Raw genomic sequence first — 23,808 nt, 5'->3', positions numbered from 1 at the left:
ATCCACATATATACAATACTTTTCAGAGAAATGCAAATGCCCAGAAGAACAGCATGCAAGGATGGCCCGATTTATATAGATGCCATTTGAAGTTCTATAATTTACATTTTTTACATAATATAGAGTATACTGTATATAGAACGAACCACGCCGCTTCCAGACCCATCGATGGGTCTGTGAAGCAGGCGGTGGTTCGGTCTTCCGTCACGCCTTGGTGTGATGGAAGCAAGCCACAGGCTTGCTTCGACAGTCGAACATGGACCAACCGCTTTTCCGTCAAGGATCTGTTCCACGTCTTCGTTGCATCCTGAAAATACCCGAATTCGAAAATGTGCAAAATATAGAGGGGGATTTTCATCCTTCCGTTGGTGACGAAATTTTTCCGTCATGGAAGTCTATATAGGAATCCTTATCGGCGAGCAACATCCCTTGTTCATTCACCATCCTTCTAGGCGAGCAGGGGAGGCGAGCGCATCAGCGGAAGATGGCGCGAAGGCCGTCGATGTAAATCGCTCCGGCGTTTTTCCGCCCGATATCCGTTTCCATATAACGCACCGGCATCTCCAGCATGAGCGGAAGCGCGACATCGCTAGGCACAGCGGCCTGCACATATTTCCAACCGATCCAATCGACATGGCGGGCAAAATCGATCCAGATGCGGCGCCCGCTTCCATCCCGCAGCTGGGCGCGCAGCCAATGGCCGCTTCCGTCTCCATACACCCACATGCCAATCGCTTGCGGCCGTTTCGAAATCCAAATCGCTTCCTCCCGACTAGCATAGACGCCGGATGTCCCTGGCATCCCGCGGAAATCGTATGAAATTTTCAGCGCCTGCTTTCCTTCTCTCACCTTTTCTGTCGTCCGTTCGACCGCCGCCCCCACATAGTTGACGCCCGATGCATTCCACTTCGACTCCGTTTCAAAGTCATCAAGCACTTCTTCGCTTTCCCCGTTCTCTTGCGTCTCTTTGTACACAACAAGAAGCGCATTCGCCACTGGCCGTGCGAATCCATCAGACGGTTTGTTTTCGACTTTGAGCTGCCCGTTTGGCTGGCGGACGACAAATGTCGAAGAACCACCGCCATCGAGCGTCATCGCATCGACCGCGCCAAGCTCATGCATCAGTTTGGCCAGCTCATTCAATGTCATTCCTTGGCTATAGGCAGGCTGGCGGCCATCGACAACGACGAGCATGACATTTCCGTTCTTGTCAATGCCGACGGCTGTACGCGGATGGACTCCTTCAATCGAAAACGACTGCACTTTTTCATCCGCCACCAACCGGTATCGGCCGCCGAGCGCTTCTTTCACCCCACTCCATTCGGGCTGGTCATACTGAAGGGAAATTTGCACCGTATCCCCCTCTTTCGCTTGCCGCAAATAGTCGCTCGCCCGTCCGTGGCCCGACAACACCAATTCCCCAGGCTGAAGCGGCTCATCTCCTTGACTCACAGCCACCTTCTTCACCGTTGCAGTGACCGTTCCATTCCCGTTCAACACCCCTTGGACGTTCGTCAACACGACTTCCGTCCCAAGAGCGTTCGTTTTCGTGGAGGCAGCGAAATACGGGGTATACAAAATCAACTGATGAGCACGCCGCGGTTTATTGATGCCGTCAATGGGATAAGGGCTTCCCTGTCCCATTTGAACTCGAATCTGGACATCCGGATTGCCGATCATCGGCTTCCCATCAGCGCTGATGCCAAAAATCGTCCGTTCCGCCGCCGGCGTCGTATTCGTCATCACAATTTCCCCACGGTGCACCATCAAATCGGTCGGCGAACCATCCTGTTTGAAATAATCGCCGTTCACCGCCGCCAGCACGATTCCGTCGCGGCCATCGTACCGTTTTGCCTGCTCAAGCACCGGTTCAATGCCAAGCACTTGATCATTGGACAGCGCCGTCTCAATGGCCAGCCTCTCATTCGACGTATCGATGTCAAGCTTGTACACGTGCTGCTTGCCGCGCGCGCCGACGATTTCCATTTCCTCTTTTTCCACCCCAGAGGCAATGCGCGTCGACACTTCCTTTACCACTGTGCCGACCGCCAGCTGCCTTGCCCCATACTTCCCCGGATTGACAAGCTTCAGCTTCTCCCTCGACGGCGTTTTATACACAACATGCCCTTTGATATTGGTGACGTAATATCCACCGCCAACCCCGTATTGGCCGCCAAACGCCTCGTCATACGAATACACCCGGTACTGTTCTCCAGGCTGCAACACGCGGACAAACGTCAGCGCCCCGTTTTCCCGTTTCCATAGATTAATAGGTTTCACAATCTCCAATTTCCCAATTTGCCCCTGCACAAGGCGCATACCTTCCCAGTAGACGACATTCGCCGCGGCATCCACTTCTGTCGCTTGCAGCGCCGTCCATGCCGCCAACACCGCCCCGACCCCGCTGCGGATGATGTTCTTCACTTTTCTCACTGGTTCCCTTTTCCTCTCTTTCTATCATTTTGTTGCAATCGATTCTATTATACGACAAACTTCTACAAAAAGGGGGATCTTTTTCCATTTATTTGGTCAAAAAAAATGTCCCAGCACTGCTGGGACGCTCTGTAGAAGCGAAAAAATCATCCGCGGTCACGGGGCATAAAACTCTTGAGAGTAGTAGGGTTGATGGAATGCATTGAACGCCACCCCAACGCCGAGGCGGGTAAAGTCCGGGTATAAAAGATTTTGCCGATGCCCGAGCGAGTGCATCCACGCTTCATGGACAAAAATCGCATCGTATTGTCCGTAGGCGATGTTCTCGCCCGCCACGCGATAAGCGATGCCATGGCGCTTCAGACGGTCAAACGGCGACAATCCTTGCAAGTTCGTATGAGAGAAGTAGTGATGGACCGCCATATCTTCGCTATGTTCACGGGCAACCGCCGCCGCTTTCGCATCCCACGCGAGCGCCGGAAGCCCGTGCAAGCGGCGCGCCGCGTTTGCTAAATCAAAAATTTGATATTCATACGCTGTGCGCAGCTCCTCCGTCGGCATTCCATAAAATCCAGGTTTTTTATCTTCCAGTGCGCGATTCACCACCAGCACGCCATCAACCCGATTGTTGTTATACCGGTCATAAAAGAAGGTGACGTAGCGGCCGTTGACAAGATAGGTCCCGTATTCGTCATTTTGAATGTCGTAGACGGCATCCTTTTTTTGGATGAAGGCGAGCGGCCGGCCGTAGCGCGCTTCCACCACCGTTTTCGCCGTTCCGATGCCCGTTCCTTTTTTCGTTTGGACAATCGGTTGGTTCGTGTACATCGCCGCCACCCGATCACGGTCATAGCTCACCATCAAAAAGTTTTTGTAACCGCCCTGATCATACGCCTCCCAATATAGGCCGTAGGCGTTTTTCGTCTTCCGCTTCGCCTTGCCGTACATCGCTTCGATCTTGGCGCGCGAGTCGCCGATCGCCACCCCGTTCATCGTGACATCGGCCATGCTTGTTTTCGCCTGCTGCACGCATAAAGCAGCGGCCAACTTCTCTCTTGACGGCGTTTCATAGCGGACGCGGGCATCGTTCTTAATCACATATCCTCCGCCGACATCGAAATCCCCGCCGCGCAACGCGTACACGCGGTACACCCCACCGTTTGGCAGCGTCTTCACTGCTTTGTTCGACAACCATAGCTCTGTCGGCGCCACCACCGTCACCCGGCCGATTTGCCCGGGCTTCAGTTCAGCACCGTCCCACCACACTTTTTCCGTGCCGACACGTTCTCCGCATCCCCCCGCCTTGACCATGGATGAACTCGGCATCCAAAGCCATCCGACCGCCGCCAACAGCATTCCGATTGCCACCGCCTGCACCCATTTCCTCACTTCCGCCCGCTCCTTCCTTTCTCTTTTTCTTTCATCATAGAGGTCTTTCCATCAAAAGAAAAGAGAAAAAAGAATGATTTCAACGAAAAAGAGGCCGCTTTGGCTGTGCAAATGTCGAAATTTCGTCCAACATGCTTCGCACCCACTTGGCTAAGGGGCGAAATATAGGTTAAAATGGATCATATTATTCTTCCATTTTCGTGAGAGAGGAGCATACTTTATGAAGATCATGAAAAAATTTCTAGCAGTCTCAGCGCTAAGCGCCGGAATCCTTCTGTCGCCATTTCACGCCCACGATGCGCAAGCAAAAGTTTGGTGGAATGGCATGGAATTGGTGCAGGGACAGATCGGCAAATTAACTGTTTTGAAAGATACCGAGCTTTATAAGTTACAAGGAGAGAAGAAAGTTTACATAAAAACGTTAAAAGCCGGCGGAGTCTATCGCATTTACACGTTTAAACCTGGCATGTTAGGTTTAGGCGGCGGATATTATGTCGATCGCGATGCCCGGGTAAAATACGAAACTCCTTCCAAAGCAAAACTCAATCAAGTTAAAATGGAACAGCTGTTCCGTGGAGTAAAACTCGGCATGTCCACTTCTCAAGTCAAGAAGTTGGAAACCGCAAAATTGATCCTACAAGAAAATATAGACGGCGGCCAAGCCTGGGTCTATTCGACTTCTCTTTTCGGATATCATACGCTGCTCGTCTATGGATTTGAGAACGGAAAGCTTGCCTTCTACGGCTACTCGTTCGATGCCGGCCAGGAGTATACAAACGATCAGCTCACAGCGATTTACAACAATCTGAAACAACAGCTCATCACGCTATTTGGAAACCAGTATGAACAGTCCGATTCTGGCCAAGACTACCCGCCTGCACTCGCATTTCACAAAGACGGCCTTGTGATTGCCCTTTCCTATGATGCGGACGGGTTGGCGGTTACGGTCACGAGTGAACAATAACGTGCAAAAAGCGAGGCTGCCCCATTCATTCGGACAGCCTTGCTTTCTTGCTTACTCCCCATTCACCAACTTCAACTTCTCCTTTGACGGCGTTTCGTAGCGGATGTGCGTGTCGATGTCGGTCACGTAATACCCGCCGCCGACCGCGTACTGCCCGCCGAAGCGCGCGTCATACCCGTAGACGCGGTATACTTCCCCAGGCTGTAAGATGCGGACGAACACAAGGCGCCCATCCTTCGTCCGTTTCCATAGATTGATCGGCTTTTGCACCGTCAAGCGGCCGATTTGCCCTTTTTTCAACTCCACGCCATCCCAGTAGACTTTTTTCACTTGGCCTGGAGGAGTGGTTGGCTTTCTCGGTTTCTCTTTTGGTTTCGATGGAGACGGTTTTTGCGGCGGTCTGGATGGAGGCGCTTCGTTTCCCGGTGGAGCTGTGCCGCCCGGCGGAACGCTCCCCCCAGGGGATGCGCCATCCGATGGACCACCGCTGCCCGGAGAGGTGCCGTTGCCTGGTGTTGCCCCTCCGTCATGGGACGGCGTTTCGCTTCCCGGAGAATCGCCGTTGCTTGGCGGCGTTGTCAACTTCCCTTCGCTCAATTGCTTCGTTTCTAAATTCAGCACATAATCTTTCGTGTTTTTCGCAATCGCTCCGCCGTCGTTGTTGAAAATGGCTGTTTTGCTTTCAGCCGATGGTTCAATATGAATCGACACTTCTTTTTGATGGCTGGCCGGCGCAAACGTGTACGAGAATGCCATCCGGCCATCAATCGGCACCCGCTCACCGTTGATCGTCAAAACGCCATTTTTAATGGCATTGCCCTTGATCGTCACTTGACTCCCTTGTTTTTGCACCTCTTCGATGACGACTGGCATATCGATCCAACGCAAAATGCGGTCTTGCACAACCATCGTATTGTTTCCTTGATTGTGGACCGTCACTTTCAAGTCGGTGCCAATCGCCCCGTAGCCGTAATAGCTCACGTCATCATCGTTGTCGTCCTCACGCGTATGGTCGGCCAACCCCTCTTGATCCCACGATCCGCCTTTCACATACTTATAGGTGATCGTTTCCCCTTCCTGCACCTCGACGGTAAATTGCCAATCGGGCGTCACCGCACCGTTGCGCGACATCTCCCACGCTCCTGTGTTCCAGCCGTTCAGACTGTTCGGAATCGTAATGCGGGCATCGAGCGGCGTATAATCCGGCGCTCTCACTTTAAAAATCACTTTCACCATCACAATGTCCGGCGTCACCTTGACTGTGTTCGACGCCACAACATTGCCGGCGCGGTCATACAACTTGACAACATACGTGTACTCGGTGCCGTTTTCGACATCGTAGTCTGTAAATGAATCGCCGATCGAAGTGGTTGTATGCACGATATCACCGTTGCGCTCGATGGTTAACAAATAAGCATCCCCATCTTTTTTCCCAACAAACATCCATGATAAATTCACTTGTCCCGATTCAACCGCAGGCTGCCGCAGCTCGATGGCGTCTGCTGGCGCTATTTGGTCGCTGTTGTCTGCCGCAAACGTCACTTGCTTCTCTGCTGTATACACCCATTCCTCGCCGAGGTTGGTCGTCAGCGCATAACGATACGTATACGTCCCTGCGGCGAGCGGAGTGAAGACAGCTCGGAACACGTTGGCGTCGCCGTCTTGTCCTTGGTAGGACGCTCTGTATTCTTTCCATGTTTCGTCACGGGTGCCTTTCACTTGCAACACCGCTTGCAACCCATCAGCTGCTCCTTTGCTTGTCACATTGTCGATGTTGACATGGACATCCACTTGTTGCGGCTTTGACAAATCCAGTGTGGCATCGCTTAACGTTGTCACGAACTGGACATTGTCGCTCGTCAGCGGGTAATGAGGAACGACGCGATTCGTTTCGACCTTCGGTGATTCATTGCCGTTTTCATCGACCGCCGCAACGGCAAAGTAATAGGCTGTTCCGTTCGTCAACGAACCGATCGTAGCCGAAGTTGTTTCCGTCTCTTGCACCATCGTATAACCGGCCCCTCTTAACGTGGACTCGTAAATTCGGTATCTCGACGCATTTCCTTCCCACGTTAACATGACACGGCCATCCGAAGGGCTCGCCTGCAAATTGCTGACTGCTGCCGGCATTTCCACCGTCACCGCCCCAAACATCATCCGTCCATCCAGGGCCGGAATCGTGACCGTCAACGTTCCGCCAGCGACCGTGGCTTTCTCGCCATCATGCAACTCATCCGTGAGTACGGTGCCATTCGGAAGCAACGAAGCGACGTCAAGAGCCACCGTCTTGTCCTCATTGCCGCGGTTGACAGCAATGAGCGCCACTTCACGCCCGTATTGGCGGGCAAATACGTATACATCCCCTTGCGCATACACCGTCTTGATGTCGCCATGGGCCAACAACGATTGATGGTGCTGGCGAATGTGCCCCACTTTCTGATAATGGGACAATAGATTTTGATCTTCTTTGCCCCACGGATACGTGCGGCGGTTGTCTGGGTCTTTTGAGCCTGTTACTCCCGCTTCATCGCCGTAATAAATCGTCGGAGCTCCCGGATATCCCATCTGCAAAATCACCGCCAGCTTGAGCCGCTTTTTCCCAAGTTCCTCATTATAATTCGGATCAAGCTCCGCCCGCTCGGATGAATCCGTTCCGTTCCCAAGCAGAAAGACCGCCCGCGCCGTGTCATGGGAACCAATTAAGTTCATCAGCGCATAAAACGCTTCACTTGGGTAGTCTTCCCTTATGGCCGTCAGTCGCTTGTCCGCCTCTTCCGCATTTCCGTTTTTCAAAAAGTCAAGCACCGCCCCGCGGAACCGGTAGTTCATCACGGAATCGTACTGGTCGCCTAGAAAATATTTCGATGCGTCATCCCAAATTTCCCCTAAAATGAGCGGCTGCTCCCCCTCTTTTAACGTCGGACCGCGGTCGTACGACCCTTGAAGCAATTCTTGGCGAAACTCGCGCCAAAACGCCGGATCCACCTCATTGGCCACATCCAACCGCCAGCCGGAGGCGCCGCGGGCAATCCAGCTTTTCGCCACCGAATCCGATTCACGGAAAATGTAATTCGCGAGCGCATCGTTGTTCAATTCACTCGGATGCGGCACTTTTTCCCCCGTCACCGACTTAAACTCCGGCAGACTGTCATAGCCCCACCATGATTGGTATTGATAATGGCCATCGACTTTTTTGTTTTCAATATTGAACCAAAGGTGAAACCCATACGGGCTGAACGTCTGTCCCTCTTGTTTGAACTTCTCTTCCACTTGTTTCCGCGCTTCTTCCTCGCTCAATCCTTTTTCATTTATCAAATCGTAAACCGCTTCCCAATATTCATACGCGCCGACGGTCGGATAGCGGTGGTAGCGGTCAAAGTAAATCGAATCGTCGGATACGTGGTTGAACACCCCGTCTAAGATGAGATGCATTCCCCGGTTCGCAAGCGCCTGCACAAACGATTGGAATTCTTCCGGGGAACCGAACATCGGATCCAATTCTTTGTAATTGCTCGCATCATATTTATGGTTCGATGGCGCATTGGCGATCGGATTTAAGTAAATCGTGTTCACCCCAAGCGACTGCAAATAATCCAACTTTTGTTCAATTCCAGCGATGTCTCCGCCGAAAAAGTCATTCGACCATTCGCCGTCGCCATCGTAGCCGCTCGTTCCTTTCAGGCGCGGATTATCGGGCAAATCCGACCAATCGCGATGCTCAATCGGCTGCGCCCCGCGTGCCTGCTGCTTGCTGTTGTCATTTGAAGGGTTGCCGTTAAAGAACCGATCTGGGAAAATTTGATACACAACCGCTTCTTTCATCCAATCTGGTGTTTTGTAATTCGGATCATAGACGGTCAGCTGGAACAGCTCCGCATTTTTGTCGACCGCCCTCCCCCATTGTCCTTCTTTCGTATCTTCGCCATATTCCGCCTTCATCCCGGCATCGACAGCGATAAATTTATAACCGTATACCCCCGGCGCAGAAGGAGTAAACGCAGCCTCCCAATACTCATCATCCCCGAGCACGCCGACTTTTTCCATCGTGTAGACTTTGGCGGTTCCGGTCGTCGCATTTTTCACATACACATCCGCTTTCGTCAAATCGCCTTTTTTCGCCGCAAGACGAAGCGTTACCTTCGTTCCCGCTTTCACCGCGCCAAACGGCTGGCGGTACAGCGTATCCCATGTATTGTGTTTTAATCGGTCTTTCTGAACAACACCGTCAGAGCCATTGGGGTTGTAGTCGGTGTACACGTCTTTTGTTTTCGCATTGAAGAAGAATGTAATGGTTGTCGTTTCCAAAACGGTTAAGCGTGCATTCTCTTGTGGGTAGCTCTCGTTCCAATTGTTTCCGAGGACAATTTTATATTCATACGATCCTTTCGGCACCCGCGCCGTAAACGTGTACACCGAGTCAAAATCATCATCGGTCAACAGCGCTGTCGATGTCCCTGGAGTCCATCCGTTGTTCTCCCCCTCATAGCCGATGGCCGGCAGCACCGTCCCGACAAGACGCGGCTGTTTCTCCTTCGCAATCGCCGTATACCATGTCGAATCCGCGATCGCATGCGTCCGGTCATTGTAATAAAACGTCACCTCGGTTTGCCGATCCAGCTTCAACACCAGATTTGCGCCATTGCGACCACCGGCGCCGTAATTTTCATCCCAGCTGCCGTTGACCGCAATTTTGTACTCATAGGTCCCGGCTGGCAGCGTCCCGGTGAATGTATAAAGCCCATTCCCTTCATCATGCATCCTCGTCGCCAATGCCCCCGGATCCCATTCCGCCGTATGGCCCAACTCATCTTGCAAATTGCCGACTAGCGTGATCGTCCGTGGCTGCGAGGCCGTGGATTCGGCCGTCCACCGATGCTCCCCATTCCCTAGAGCGCTAGAACTTCCTGCCTCGTTCGCAGCGGCAACCGCCTGGAAAGGAGTCAATGCCAGCAACAACACCGATGCCAAAACCAATGATAGCATTCTCCTTGCCTTCTTGATCATCCCCCGCTCCCTTCTCCTTTGTTTTGCCAACTTCCTTCTCTCCTTTCCTTTTTATATTCTTTGTGCAATCGTTTGCACAAAACGGTTGATGCAAACGATTTCATCAATCTTTATCTTATACTAATAAACAGAATATTTCAACTATATTCCCCTCTGTTTTTTTATTTTCGATTCACTCCTAACTCAAAATCGTTTAAATTCGATATTGAAAACGATTACAAACAAAAATTATAATAGACGTAAACGTTCGAGGGTTTGCTCCCTTTTTACTCTTTTTATGCAATCGTTTCCCTTAATTTTTTGGAAGCCAAACCGTCGAATGTAACATTTGATTAAGGGGGAAGGGCATTGTACTAACGTTTCACCGCATCATTCGAAAAGGGTGGGTGTTCCTGCTCGCGTTTTTGCTCACTGCCTCGCTGTTCTGCCCGACAGGACAGCACGCCAAGGCTGCCGCACCGTTTAACGGCACCATGATGCAGTATTTTGAATGGTACTTGCCGGATGATGGCACGTTATGGACCAAAGTGGCCAATGAAGCCAACAACTTATCCAGCCTTGGCATCACCGCTCTTTGGCTGCCGCCCGCTTACAAAGGAACAAGCCGCAGCGACGTAGGGTACGGAGTATACGACTTGTATGACCTCGGCGAATTCAATCAAAAAGGGACCGTCCGCACAAAATATGGAACAAAAGCTCAATATCTTCAAGCCATTCAAGCCGCCCACGCCGCTGGAATGCAAGTGTACGCCGATGTCGTGTTCGACCATAAAGGCGGCGCCGACGGCACGGAATGGGTGGACGCCGTCGAAGTCAATCCGTCCGACCGCAACCAAGAAATCTCGGGCACCTATCAAATCCAAGCATGGACGAAATTTGATTTTCCCGGGCGGGGCAACACCTACTCCAGCTTTAAGTGGCGCTGGTACCATTTTGATGGCGTTGATTGGGACGAAAGCCGAAAATTGAGCCGCATTTACAAATTCCGCGGCATCGGCAAAGCGTGGGATTGGGAAGTAGACACGGAAAACGGAAACTATGACTACTTAATGTATGCCGACCTTGATATGGATCATCCCGAAGTCGTGACCGAGCTGAAAAACTGGAGGAAATGGTATGTCAACACAACGAACATTGATGGGTTCCGGCTTGATGCCGTCAAGCATATTAAGTTCAGTTTTTTTCCTGATTGGTTGTCGTATGTGCGTTCTCAGACTGGCAAGCCACTATTTACCGTCGGGGAATATTGGAGCTATGACATCAACAAGTTGCACAATTACATTACGAAAACAAACGGAACGATGTCTTTGTTTGATGCCCCGTTACACAACAAATTTTATACCGCTTCCAAATCAGGGGGCGCATTTGATATGCGCACGTTAATGACCAATACTCTCATGAAAGATCAACCGACATTGGCCGTCACCTTCGTTGATAATCATGACACCGAACCCGGCCAAGCGCTGCAGTCATGGGTCGACCCATGGTTCAAACCGTTGGCTTACGCCTTTATTCTAACTCGGCAGGAAGGATACCCGTGCGTCTTTTATGGTGACTATTATGGCATTCCACAATATAACATTCCTTCGCTGAAAAGCAAAATCGATCCGCTCCTCATCGCGCGCAGGGATTATGCTTATGGAACGCAACATGATTATCTTGATCACTCCGACATCATCGGGTGGACAAGGGAAGGCGTCACTGAAAAACCAGGATCCGGACTGGCCGCACTGATCACCGATGGGCCGGGAGGAAGCAAATGGATGTACGTTGGCAAACAACACGCCGGAAAAGTGTTCTATGACCTTACCGGCAACCGGAGTGACACCGTCACCATCAACAGTGATGGATGGGGGGAGTTCAAAGTCAATGGCGGTTCGGTTTCGGTTTGGGTTCCTAGAAAAACGACCGTCTCTACTATCGCTTGGTCGATCACAACCCGACCGTGGACTGATGAATTCGTCCGTTGGACCGAACCACGGTTGGTGGCATGGCCTTGATGCCTGCGATCGCGTTGTAAAGACATTCCGCTCTATCATTGAGGCAAAAAACACGGCCTTGCCCGCCATGAATGGCGGCACAAGGCCGTGTTTGATGTTACCATCCATTTGCTTGCTTCAACTTCTCCTTTGACGGCGTTTCGTAGCGAATGTGCGTGTCGATGTCGGTCACGTAATACCCGCCGCCGACCGCATACTGCCCGCCGAAGCGCGCGTCATACCCGTAGACGCGGTATACTTCCCCAGGCTGTAAGATGCGGACGAACACAAGGCGCCCATCCTTCGTCCGTTTCCATAGATTGATCGGCTTTTGCACCGTCAAGCGGCCGATTTGCCCTTTTTTCAACTCCACGCCATCCCAGTAGACTTTTTTCACTTGGCCTGGAGGAGTGGTTGGCTTCTCGGGCTGCTTGGGCGGGTTGGGCTTTTCTTCCTTCCAAAGCGGCAAGGCAAATTCATATTGGGCAAATCCACTCGGCAAGGTGGCGACATAGCGGATGCTGCCGTCTTGCGGCAAGTATTTTTGCGCTTCCGGCGACGATTCAAACGTGACGGTCACCGGCGCTTTCCCTTTCACTGGCGCAAACCGCCAGTTGCCATCCGCCGACGGGTTGATCGTTCCGTTTTCCCGAATGTAATCGATGATCACTTGCCGGTTTTCATCCGGCGCAGCCAAAATCGTGTTTTTCCCGCCCGGATTGATGATCCGGTTTGTCGTCGCCCGATAGTTGTTCGTTGCGACGATAAATTCCATGTTCGGCGTCACTGGCTTGCCTTCGAATTTCAAGTTTTTAATCCGACTCGCGTTCGGATTGATCACATTTTGGTTTTTGTCGTATTTCGCCGGCTCGGTGACATCGATCTCGTACGTCACTCCATCAATAATGTCGAAGTTGTACGTCGGGAAGTCATTGTTGATGAGCGGCTGAACGTCTGTCTTGTTCGGGTCGATTTGGTTGAATTGCCCCGCCGACCACTCAAGCCATTCTTTCAACTCGGCTCCCGTAATTTTCAGCGCATACACCGTGTTCGGATACAAGTACAAATCAGCAACGTTTTTAATGGCGATTTCCCCTGCCGGGATGTCGGTATAGTAGCTCGCCCCGCCGCGTCCGCCGGCTTTGAACGGAGCGCCGGCCGACAGCACCGGAAGGCCTTCATATTTCGTCCCTTTCAACATCTTTTCGACATACCATTTTTGCGCATTCGTGACGATTTGCACGGACGGATCGTCTTTGATAAGCGCAAAATAGCTGTTGATCGGGCTCGTTGTTTTTCCAACCGGGCTGCGGACGTACTGAATCGTCGCTTCATGTTCCGCTTGGATCGCCTGCTCCACGGCCGGGTCGCTGTCAACCAACGGCGTTTTCGTCGCCTTGTCGTACACCGGGCGAAGCTGGGCTTTCGCTTGCGTCACTTTCCATTTTCCATCGACTTGCTCAACCGTCAAATCAATAACCCCAAGCGTATCGCCCCACGCCCCCGGCATCGTCACCGGAACACCGTTGATTGTGCCTGTTTCATTGTTGATACCGTTCCCATCCGGAAAATCGGGCGTCGTTCCCGGAAGCGCCGGAAATTTTTTATGCTGGTGGCCGGTCAACACGGCGTCGACCCCCGGAATTTGCGTCAAATAATACGATGCGTTTTCCATATTCGGGCTGTTTCCGCCGGTCTCAATGCCCGAGTGCGATAGCACAACGATCAAATCGGCCCCTTCCGCTTTCATTTTTGGAATATACTTTTGCGCCGACTGCACAATGTCTTTCGCAATCACTTTCCCTTGCAAATTCGCTTTGTCCCAATCCATAATTTGCGGCGGCACAAAGCCGATGACGCCGATCTTCAGCGTATGCTTCTCCCCGTCTTCATCAACGACTTCTTTCGCTAAAATTTGATACGGCGTGAAATAGTTGACATCGTTATCCGGATTTTGGTCATGATCGTCACGGTACACGTTCGCATTCACGATCGGCAGCTTGGCATCGTCATACACTTCATTGAGGAAATCCAAGCCATAGTTGAACTCATGGTTCCCAACCGTCGCCGCATCGTACTTCAACAAATGCAACAGTTTCACCGCTGGATGCACTTCGCCATCTTGCAGCGGCTTCACTTTCGCCACATAGTCGCCAAGCGGCGTTCCTTGAATCAAATCCCCGTTGTCAAACAGAAGCGTATTCGGCTGCTCAGCGCGCGCCTGCTCGATCAAACGCGCCGTCTTCGACAACCCAAACTCATTCGTCGGACTATCTTTGAAATAATCGTAGTTGACGAGATTCATATGTACGTCCGTCGTCTCTAAAATGCGCAGCTTGACGACATCTCGGTCTTCCGCGCCCACCGCCGTCGGCCCAAACGAAGGAGCCAGCAGCCCCAACGCCAACGCCACGCTCGCTGCCGCGTATTTCTTCCGTTTTTTCAATGCCCATCCCCCTCGCTCAGATTCAATCACTTTCACTTCTATATTACCATAAAAGCAACAAAATTTTGATAGGAAAAACAAAAGAAATATGAGGAAATAAACAGACAATATCGAAAGAGATAGAGGAAAACACCATGTCCTATTCTTGGGAATGGTTGATCTTTTCCATCTTCCTTTCCGCATTCATGCTGTATATTATCATTGAAACCGCCGTCCGACGAGCGATTGACAGCTCAACATTAGCAAGAACACATCAAAAAACCGTTGGAAGATAGAAAAAAAGGAATGACAGCCGACATTAAAGGAGTGACACGCATCGTTCATCAATGTTATGATTAAATAAAAACTTGGAGCTTTTATTTGCAAGGGGAGTATGCAATGTTGCGGGACATCATCAATGCTGTTCTCGGTGTGATCATCGGGGTCATTTTAGGAGACCCTCTAAAGGAGGCTTGGGGGAAATTTGTCAAATACATGAAGCGCCTCCTTGCAAAGCCAAAAACTATTAAAGATCCCTCATATTTTACCATTGGGAATGAAACTACTTCGTTTATTGTTTGTGACGGAGATGGCGTTATGACCTACTCTCCTGAAAATATTGAAACAAGAGTAAACAACCATGCAGTTGAGCTTCCCAGTGATTTAAAAATTTTGAGGAGAGAAATAGAAAAAGCGGAAGATGCAAAGAAACAACGGGGGGAAAGCTACAGTTGGAATGGACCTTTGCTCTCTCTCGAAAAATATTCAATTCTACGAACAAAAGTGAATGAGGATATGAAAGTCATTTTTTCGTTCGTTCCTTCAGATTATTATACATTTAAAGCGTTAAATATGAATCTAGATAAACAACTTCCTTCCGGTTATACAATCCGAGAGAAATACTTGGCCGGAAACACAGTTAGGCAACCAATCCCAGCGCTAGCAAACGGCGTTGGCGTAGCCATCACTGTCATTACTTCAGACAATTACGTCATTTTAACCAAACGATCGCCTGAAAGCGGGGTGCGGCCAAACGAGTTGGATATTAGCGTTGTCGAAGCAATCCATCCTTCCCACGACCGTAAAGCGGTAGGACAAGGGCCGGACCTATTTAATACTGCTGTACGTGGCGCAGAAGAGGAACTAGGCGTTGTCATCCCTAGGGAAAATATAAAATTTCTTGGGTTCGGTGTAGATGAACAATACTATCAATGGAATATCATCGGCATTGCGCACTGTAAAGAAAAAGCCGAAGAAATTATGAAACAACGCAGCAGAGGAATCCCAGGGAAATGGGAAATGGAACAAATACTCTTCATTCCGTTTAAAATTAGGGACGTATTATATACTATCAAAAATGAAAAAATGTGGTCCACAGCAAAAGTTGCTCTATACTGGTCACTCGTCTTTGAATATACAAAAAGAGGAGTAGATAAGGAAGCAGAAAAGCTGTTCAAATAATCCATTATTCGCAGAGAGAATATGCCTTGAAGGAATGTCTTTTCTAAAAGAGCAGGAAAAGAAGCAACCCAAGCAAAAATAGAAGGTCACCATTGCAACACAACGAAGAGCGCCCTCCACTGGCGCCCTTCCTCATTTCTATAGCAAATTGAGCAACGCCTTTTTGTTCGCTTGCACTTGGTCGTTCAACGCCTTGACTTTTTCTTTTACCTTCTGAATGTCTGCGTTGTTGGCGCCGACTTTCTTTTCAAGGGCGCGAATTTCATTCGTCACCGCCCGCAGCTGGTTGGACAGCGCGATGAGCTGGCCGATGAGGCCATCAATTTGCTCTTGTTTTTCTTCATCGAGTTCCTCTTGGTCTTCACCAACAGGTTGTGGAGAATTCGGAGACGGCGCCTCCGTTACCGTTTGCCCGCTGGAAGCTGGAGCGGCAGCGTCATTGGCCGCTATGGCTTGTCCACTCGGAGCGTCAGTTGCCGCTGTGACTTCTGTCGGTTGAGAAGCAGACGGCTCGCCCGTTGGCAACGAATCAGCAGGCGTCGTTTGCGTGTCCGTTGCCGATTCCGCTTCGCTCAATGCTTGAATGCGAGCGGTCACTTTGTCTAGCCGCTCTTCAATTTGGCCTACTTTTTTATGTAACTGCGCCAACTTTTGCGCAAGCCATTTTTGTTGCTTGGACGATTCCTGTTTTTTCTTCGCCTCTGTTTCCTTTTGTTCCGTCTTCTTCTTGACGACGACTTCCACTTTCTTCACCATCGTTTCGCGCTCATGCGCTTTGCCCGCAGGTTTGGCAGCCGCCCACGCCGGAGAGGCGACGAGCATCGACGCCACCAAAATTGGCCATCCTTTCTTCAACATTACCAATTCCTCCTTTATTTTTTGGTAATGGCAGCTGGCTGGCATAGGTTTCCCCTTAGCCCCTGTAGCTTTGTGACGCTAAGTTTCCTTAGCTGTACCTTTCATCATCATTGTACCATGATTTTCTTCGCGATGAAGTGAGACGAAATGACTATTTTCGACCTTTGAACCATTTCATATATATCTCAAACATTCCTGCTTCACCGTTAAATCCCTAGTTGAAGTTCGTGCACAGTATATTTGCTTTTTGTCACAACTCCCCGGTGCCGCAATGTTTCATGCACGTTCTCATTATACAAGCGAACGTTTTCATTCATGACCTTCCACTCAACTGATCGTTGATGGCAAAACCCATCGATATCATTGTCGAGATGTTTCACATAGCGATAGGGGCCAATGATCCCGATGCTGAGCCACGCTCCATTGCGAACCAACACGATATCCCCTTGTTCCATCGTATTGACAAACGCCCAGATCGCACCAAGAGCGTTGCCAAGCTTCGCCCCCGAATAATGGTACACGTTGCGCAATCGCTCTCTCAGTTCATCTTTGCTTATGCCGTCTAAATTGCCGATCAGCGGCCAGCCAATCCCTATGACTTGATCGCGAATGAATTCGTCGTACCGCTGAAACCCATGCGGTTTCGTTTTCATTTGAAATACATGCGCCATTTCCAATCCCCCGTTTCCCTTTCAACCTCCGCCTTAGCCACACCGTCCCATCCATCAAAAAGCGACAGGCGCGTAACCACCTCAACTTCTTGCATGCTTCTTAAGAACGGCGGTAATCGCCTCAATCGTTTCTTTGGCGCCATCCGTCAACGCTTCAAACTTAAAGGCAATCGACTGGGCGTTTGGATTGATGGACGGGCCTGCGTTTCGATCTCTGCGAAACGCCGTGATCGCCTCCAAGTCTTGTTTGAGCCCATCGGGAAGCAACGCTCGCTCGAACCTCCAGCTGACAATGTAAGGCTCTTTCGCTGTGTAATCGTTGGATCCTTCATATTGTATAGCCCCAATGCGCTTCTTCCCTTTCTCGGAAGCTGCATCATTCATAAACAACTGCACGGTTTGCTTTCCACGGCCATCACATACATGCAAGCCTGCTTCCATCGATTTGCTTGCAATGAAGTGAAACAGAGGTGTAATGGCAAAGCGGTACTCAAACATCTTCACCTTTTCTCCCCCCCTTTTTTTGTCATATTTGCAACAGGCTCATCTGCCCCCAACAAAATGACGAGCAATCTCCGTTCATGCATCATTAAGGATTCTTTCAACAAAAACAAGCAAACTCCTGCATATGAATGAAAAAAAATAGAGGCCCAACCAATGTTTCTCTGTTTCGATTAATCCTCGAGTGGATCCTTCCTGCCTCCACGAGCCTTTTTGTCACTTCAATGTCTTCCCTTGAAGGAGTCGGGTCAGATGATGGATGGTTGTGAGCGACAAGAATCGAAGCTGAATTCGATAGAATCGCTGATTTGAACACCTCCCTCGGATGCACGGATGCTTGAATTGAGACTGCCCACGTGGCAAACGTTGATGGCAGTCGGCTGGTTTTTCGTGTCAAGGCAGATAACGACAAACTTCTCTCGGTCGGCTTCCACAAGAAACGGCTTCAGCAGCTTGTACGCATCCTCTGGGGATTTGATTTGCCGCTCCTTGTACAGCACGCTAGACTCCCAAACGAGTTTGAGGCTCACGATGTTGACGCGCTTCGCTGGCTGCTTGGAAGACACCTCCCTTTCTAGCAACTCTAGCTGTTGGTGGTTGATAGTTTGATACTTGCTCATCCTTTTCTCTCCTAAAACGAAATAACCTCTATTCCTTTCGGAGAATGGAGACTTACTGTAGATTCAAGAGAATAATTTATTTAAATTCCATTTGATGCGGATGCAGAAAAAAACCAGAGAGCTAAACTACGACTCTCTGTCTCTATAAACCTTCGACAAAATGCGGGTGATGACAGGCACCAAGCCCCAATTTGCCGACGAGCAGTGCTGACAACGGAATTACTAACACTGACTTTCTATTTTTCCCTTGCAAAAAAAAACCCTATCACATTTAAGTGATAGGGTTTTAAAATTAGCTGGTAATTATTTAGAAACAACGCCATCTTTAACTTTGTTGCCGTTAGCATCAACTAGGTTAGCTGATTTAAATTCAACAGTAATGCTATCAGATAAATTGAAGTCAGCAGAAGTTGTAACAGTCAGCTTACCATTTGCAGCTGAAACTGAAGCAGCTTTGTCTTCAACGCCGTTAATCTTAACTGTTACACCAGTAACGCTTCCAGCTGCTGCATCTTTAATCGCTTCTGAGAAGTCAACTGTGAAAGTATTGCTATCAACTAAAGTTATTTTAGTAGCAACAGGAGCTACACTTTCTTTTAATGGTACAAGAACAGTGGCTTTACCATCTTTTAAAGTATTTCCATTTGTATCAACTACATTTTTAATTTCAAGCATATAGCTTCCGTTTGCTACGATAGAGCCTGCTGGTAAAGTAATTCTAACCTTCTTAGTTCCATCTACAAATTGAAGTTGAGTTCCTGCAGGTAGTGCTGCTCCACCTAGTTTATAGTTAGCTGCATTTAAAGCAGATGATGTGACATCAGTTGCATATTCTACTGTGAATACATTATTGTTATTAGGATCGACAACAACTGGATTTGCAGCCAATACTAATGTAGCAGATGGCTGTTGTGCAGGAGCTTGATAATCAGCTGTATTGAAGTTAATAGTTAAATCATCAGCGATTTTGTTTCCTGATAAATCAGCAACAGAATTTCCTGCTAGTTTAAATGAATAGCTAGAATTTTTGTCTAAATCTACAGAAATAGCAATAGTATTTGACTCAGTTCCTTCGATTTCGCCATTTCCATCTACATCTACACCAGAAGCAACATTAGTTAATTTTATAGGAGTTGCAGAAGTATAAAGGATACCGTTTTTAGAAGTAAGAGTGAAATCACCGTTAACTACTACTGGCTCATTGAATGTTAAGTAAACAACATCAGTATCATCTGTCTTAGCTGTGTCATCTGCTACAAGAAGTTTAGAAGAAACAGATACTAAAGATGGAGCAGTTTTGTCAGCAACTAAAGTAGCTCCAACAGAATAAGCTTCTCCAGCATTACCAGCTAAATCTTTATAAGATTCTACTTTGACAGTAGTATTAACAAAAGCTTTTGTTCCAAGGACAGACTTTGCATCAAAAGTAAACTTAGTTTTATCATTAGCATCTTTTTCAGCATCTGTTAATAAGAACTCAGTAGTGCCAACAGTAACTTTTGCATACGCATCTAGAGTTCCGTCATTGTTAAAGTCTTGTTTGCTTAACTCTTCAGAGAAGTCAACAGTTACCTTTGTTCCATTAACTGAAACAGCAACAGTTGGTTTTGTATTATCAACAACTGGCTTTTCAACAGTAAAGTTTAGAACAATAGGATTTGCAGTGTTTCCAGCAAAGTCTTTCGCTCCAACAATATCAACTCTGTAGGATTTCTCAGCTTCTAATCCTGTGATTGTTAAAGTATTACCGTTTAGAGTGTAGCTTCCACTCGTTAATTCAACACCATTTAAGCTGACAGTTCCTTCACTTTGTAGAGGTTCTGCAAAAGTAATAACTGCTGTTGTCCCTTTTGCTTGTACGGAAGTAACAGCCGGTGCTTCTGTATCAGCAAAAGTTAACAATTGATTGAACTCAGCAGTTTTAACGTTAGCATCTGCTTTAGTTGGGATAGGGAAAACAGTTAATTTCGCATTGGAAACTTTAAGTTCATCAGCAGTTGTCAAAGTAACTGTTTTTCCATCTTCAGAAAGAACAGCGCTAGTAAAAGTTTCACCTTCTAATTTATAGTTTGAAGTCTTTTCAGCTTCAGTTTTATCAACAGCTTTGTTGAACTTAACGACTAATTCTCTAGCGTTAATCGCACTTACACTCTCAACCTTCGGCGTCAATGCCGCTTCATACGCCGCATTGGCGTCTTGTGCTGCTTTTTGCAGTTCAGCTTTGAACGCATCGGTTACTTTCGATACGTATTGGTTGACTTGGTCAAGCGCAGCTTTCGCTTTGTCCAAGTTGCCGGCTTTGACGGCGTCTTGCGCTTCACGAGCTTTCATGGCAACGGTGATGTCGTAGATCAAGCTGTCGCGCAATGCTTGAGCATCGGCTTTGAACGTCGAACGGAGGAGTTCGCGCGTCGTTTGGCCGTATACGCGGTCGAGGATGACCGTGCGCGTTTTGAGCTCGTACGAAATTTTGTGGTAGAGCTCTTCTGCTTTTTTCAGATCTTTCGCATCGACGGCTGCTTTGAGTTCTTGACGCATCGCGTCTAATTTTGTCGCATAGTTGTAAGCGTCGATGTACGTAGCCACGCGCGCTTCGCCCGATTTCGGATTGGCTTTGAATACATACGTTTCGTATGTAGCTTGCAAGTCAGCCAAATACGCGTCTTTCTTCGCGCCGCCGGCTTTGTTCACAACAGCGACAGCGTTCGCATACGCTTGTTTTGCTTTGTTGTAGGCTGCGTATACATCGTTAATGTCCGGGAATTGGCCCGTTTCCGTTACCGTGTGGCTGTACGTATAGTACGCTTGCTTCATTTGCGCTTTCGCTTGGCTGACGACCGTCGCAACGTCCGTGGCTGCTTGGGAAGCATGCGGGTTGGCTGCGACGAAAGCGCTCGCTGCTACAGCGCTGGCTGTGGCGAGTTTGACTGCTTTCTTTTTGTCCATAAAGCCCAAAATCCCCCTTCGTTTTTATGAAACTTTAGAGCAATGGGTACTAAACGTTTCCGTTTAGTAGATTCATTGCCTAAAAGGTGCTAACATCAACCAATATCATCCTTGACGGCTAGATGCTGGGCTGATTAGAAAGCCTAGCATCTGTTGCTAGCACTTGAGCATAATTCCTCAATGCTCCACGTCTCCTATAATAATACATTTTTCTTCTAAATTCTAGTCCTAAATACAAATTTTTTAGAGAATATGCCTTTGAAATTATTGCCATCGATGGCGACATTGATATGAATATGCCTGTAACAGAAATTTAGAACGATATTTTGGCAGTTTGATGGTTTTGGTTGGCAAACATTTTGCGCAAAAACATCAATCGTTTTTCTTCACCGTGACGTCCATCGGTTGGCCAAGCGTCATTTTGACGACGTCATAGCGGTCATTCAAGTACAAATCGAGAAAGCGGAACTGTCCTGCGAATTGTTCCGGGCTGTTCGTGATGGAAAATTGCAGCTGCATTGCGTAATCGCCGCTGTTGGCGAGCTGTTCGGCGATTTTTTCGATCTCTTCCTTCGGCACGTTGTACGCTTTTAAGTAAGAGATCGAGTCGGCGATCGCTTCGGCGTTGTCGTTGAAGAAAATGGAGAGCGTCACCGTGGCGCCGTCGATGCGGCCTTCAAGCGGCAATGACATATTTTGGCCGTATAAGTACCAGCCGAACAGACGATTTCCTTTTTGCCGCTCAATGACGAACGGAACGGATTCATTTCCTGCCTGAAGAATGTATTGCCCTTTCAATGAGCGGGCGACAAGGGCGAGAAGTTCGTCTTTTGTGAACGGCACGTATTGGATGGCGTCCCCTTGTTTGGCATACAGTCCACCGCCGAGGCTGTAATAGACGGCGCCGCCTGCCCGTTTTTGGCTGTAGACGCGATACTCGCGCCCTTGTTTCACCGTCATGGCGGTCTGCCATGCCGCTCCGTTCAGGCGGTATAGAGGCGTGTCGCGCAAAATGACGACTTTGCCGATCATGCCTTGTTTCCATTGGACTTGCCCCCATTGGACGGCGGCGTCAACTGTTTGTCCATTTCCTCCGAGGGCGATGGCGGCGGCGAGGCAGATGGCGGCTGCCATTTGGGATGCATGTTTCATCTTCGTTTTCCTCCTCATTTTGGTCATCGTTGTCGTTCCAGCATGCTAAAATAACCGCTTCGCCCCCAAGTACCGCTGTTTCCAATACGATTGGTCGAGGCGGCTGATCGTCACTCCAGTCGAAGCGCCGCTATGGATGAACTGGCCGTTGCCGATATAGATGCCGGCATGCGACGGGCTATTCGTGGTCGTGGCGAAAAAGACGATGTCGCCGACTTCCGGGGCGGAAACCGATACGCCTGCATTCCACATCAAGGCGACGGTGCGCGGGATGGGGACGCCTTGTTGCTGGAACAGGTAGAAAATGAAGCCGCTGCAGTCAAATCCCTCTTCCGGCGCATCGCCGCCCCAAACGTATGGGGTTCCGAGCAACTCAGCCGCATCGGCGACAAGTTCGATGACATCCACCTTCGTCGGGGGAGCTTGTCCAAGCAGACGCTCGTATGTTTCGCTGTCAACGACGCCCGTAACCGGGAGTTTCACCGATTGTTGAAAACGGCGAACGGCATCCGCAGTGACCGTGCCGTAGTAACCGGTGATGGTAGGGTAGGTGAAGTAACCGAGCTCTTTCAACTTCTTTTGCACACGTTTGACGTCCTCGCCTCGCGAACCAATCGAAAGGCGTATCGCTGGGCGTTCGGCTGTTGCAGGCGGGTTTGTTTTCGCTTTTACTGCGCTCGCGAGGCGGGCAGCGGTTTGGTTGTCGACCGCGCCGGTCACTGGCAGGCCGTTGTCGCGTTGAAAGCGGCGGACCGCGTCGGCGGTCAGCACCCCATAGTAGCCGGTGATGTCCGAATACGTAAAGTAGCCGAGTTGTTTGAGCTGTTGCTGCAGCTTGCGGACGTCGTCGCCGCGCGAACCGATCGTCAGCGCGTCAGATGACGTGGCCGGCTGACTTGTTTCTTTTTGCTTCAGCCGCTCAAGCGTCGCCCGATCCGCCCGCCCGGTGGCGGGAAGCCCGTTCGCCCGTTGAAACTGCTTCACGGCATCGGCCGTCACCGCGCCATAGTAGCCGGTGATTTGCGGATAGCGAAAATAGCCGAGCTGTTTCAGCCGGCGTTGCAAATCGCGGACGGCCGCGCCGCGGGAACCGATGGCGAGCGTGTCGTTTGACGCAGGCGCGCTTTTGAGCTTCGCGTAGGTGGCGTCATCGACGATGCCGGTGGCTGGCAAGTTCATCGCCCGTTGGAACGCCTTGACCGCTTCTTCGGTAATGGCGCCAAAGTAGCCGGTCGCTTGCGGATACGTGAAAAAGCCTTTTTCTTTCAAGCGCTGCTGGAGCTGTTTGATTTCAGGAGAACTCATGCCTTTTTTCCATTCCGCCGCTTGGCTCTCGTCCGGCGCGAGAAAAAAGGCAGAAGCCATGGCAGCGGCGAAAACAACGTGATTCGGTTTCACGGATGCG

Annotated in this window: 13 protein-coding genes, 1 pseudogene and 1 riboswitch; of the genes and pseudogenes, 3 read left to right on the top strand and 11 right to left on the bottom strand. The window is 49.7% G+C overall.

From position 1 onward, the window contains the following. Positions 1 to 474: 474 nt before the first annotated feature. Together JCR24_RS06480 and JCR24_RS06475 are read right to left on the bottom strand one after the other, a co-directional pair. Positions 475 to 2,433 carry a phosphodiester glycosidase family protein gene (locus JCR24_RS06480; protein WP_238980334.1) on the bottom strand — a complete coding sequence of 653 codons (1,959 nt, stop codon included), beginning with the start codon at positions 2,431 to 2,433 and terminating at the stop codon, positions 475 to 477. 156 nt (positions 2,434 to 2,589) lie between these two features. Further along, on the bottom strand, positions 2,590 to 3,822 hold the full coding sequence (locus tag JCR24_RS06475; RefSeq protein WP_238980333.1) for a CAP domain-containing protein: 1,233 nt from the start codon (positions 3,820 to 3,822) through the stop codon (positions 2,590 to 2,592). Positions 3,823 to 4,042: 220 nt separating this feature from the next. Between JCR24_RS06475 and JCR24_RS06470 the strand changes: the two genes are divergently transcribed. Further along, positions 4,043 to 4,786, top strand: coding sequence for a hypothetical protein (locus JCR24_RS06470; RefSeq protein ID WP_238980332.1), 744 nt, complete (start codon positions 4,043 to 4,045; stop codon positions 4,784 to 4,786). A 51-nt stretch (positions 4,787 to 4,837) separates the two neighbouring features. On the opposite strand, the gene JCR24_RS06465 is transcribed toward JCR24_RS06470, so the two are convergent. Next, positions 4,838 to 9,820, bottom strand: a complete 4,983-nt coding sequence (locus tag JCR24_RS06465; RefSeq protein WP_483299827.1) for a pullulanase X25 domain-containing protein — start codon at positions 9,818 to 9,820, stop codon at positions 4,838 to 4,840. A gap of 356 nt (positions 9,821 to 10,176) precedes the next feature. Between JCR24_RS06465 and amyS the strand changes: the two genes are divergently transcribed. After that, a complete protein-coding gene (amyS, locus tag JCR24_RS06460; RefSeq protein ID WP_238980330.1) occupies positions 10,177 to 11,790 on the top strand; it encodes an alpha-amylase in 1,614 nt (537 codons plus the stop codon). 97 nt (positions 11,791 to 11,887) lie between these two features. Here the strand turns inward: amyS and JCR24_RS06455 are convergent, their stop codons facing one another. After that, on the bottom strand, positions 11,888 to 14,215 hold the full coding sequence (locus tag JCR24_RS06455) for a bifunctional 2',3'-cyclic-nucleotide 2'-phosphodiesterase/3'-nucleotidase (RefSeq protein ID WP_238980329.1): 2,328 nt from the start codon (positions 14,213 to 14,215) through the stop codon (positions 11,888 to 11,890). Between the two features lie 378 nt (positions 14,216 to 14,593). Between JCR24_RS06455 and JCR24_RS06450 the strand changes: the two genes are divergently transcribed. Next, entirely contained in the window at positions 14,594 to 15,655 is a 1,062-nt protein-coding gene (locus tag JCR24_RS06450) for an NUDIX hydrolase (RefSeq protein ID WP_021321947.1), read from the top strand. A gap of 138 nt (positions 15,656 to 15,793) precedes the next feature. Here JCR24_RS06450 and JCR24_RS06445 read toward each other — a convergent pair whose 3' ends face one another. The 7 genes and pseudogenes from JCR24_RS06445 to JCR24_RS06415 form a co-directional block, all read right to left on the bottom strand. Then, on the bottom strand, positions 15,794 to 16,513 hold the full coding sequence (locus tag JCR24_RS06445) for a hypothetical protein (RefSeq protein ID WP_238980328.1): 720 nt from the start codon (positions 16,511 to 16,513) through the stop codon (positions 15,794 to 15,796). Between the two features lie 26 nt (positions 16,514 to 16,539). Further along, positions 16,540 to 16,622, bottom strand: a riboswitch (cyclic di-GMP riboswitch). A gap of 97 nt (positions 16,623 to 16,719) precedes the next feature. Next, positions 16,720 to 17,184 (bottom strand): hypothetical protein, encoded by a 465-nt coding sequence (locus JCR24_RS06440; RefSeq protein WP_238980327.1) that lies wholly within the window; start codon positions 17,182 to 17,184, stop codon positions 16,720 to 16,722. 81 nt (positions 17,185 to 17,265) lie between these two features. After that, on the bottom strand, positions 17,266 to 17,682 hold the full coding sequence (locus tag JCR24_RS06435; RefSeq protein WP_238980363.1) for a hypothetical protein: 417 nt from the start codon (positions 17,680 to 17,682) through the stop codon (positions 17,266 to 17,268). Positions 17,683 to 17,785: 103 nt separating this feature from the next. Continuing rightward, positions 17,786 to 18,305: pseudogene (locus JCR24_RS06430) on the bottom strand (JAB domain-containing protein). Between the two features lie 303 nt (positions 18,306 to 18,608). After that, positions 18,609 to 21,251, bottom strand: coding sequence for an Ig-like domain-containing protein (locus tag JCR24_RS06425; protein ID WP_238980326.1), 2,643 nt, complete (start codon positions 21,249 to 21,251; stop codon positions 18,609 to 18,611). A gap of 372 nt (positions 21,252 to 21,623) precedes the next feature. Then, positions 21,624 to 22,403, bottom strand: coding sequence for a hypothetical protein (locus JCR24_RS06420; protein WP_011232657.1), 780 nt, complete (start codon positions 22,401 to 22,403; stop codon positions 21,624 to 21,626). 45 nt (positions 22,404 to 22,448) lie between these two features. Then, on the bottom strand, positions 22,449 to 23,801 hold the full coding sequence (locus JCR24_RS06415; protein WP_238980325.1) for a C40 family peptidase: 1,353 nt from the start codon (positions 23,799 to 23,801) through the stop codon (positions 22,449 to 22,451). Between the last annotated feature and the right edge of the window lie 7 nt (positions 23,802 to 23,808).

The sequence above is a fragment of the Geobacillus sp. YHL genome, assembly GCF_022341265.1.
In the GTDB taxonomy this organism is placed as follows: Bacteria; Bacillota; Bacilli; order Bacillales; family Anoxybacillaceae; genus Geobacillus; species Geobacillus thermoleovorans.
This window is presented reverse-complemented; position numbering and strand designations above follow the sequence as displayed.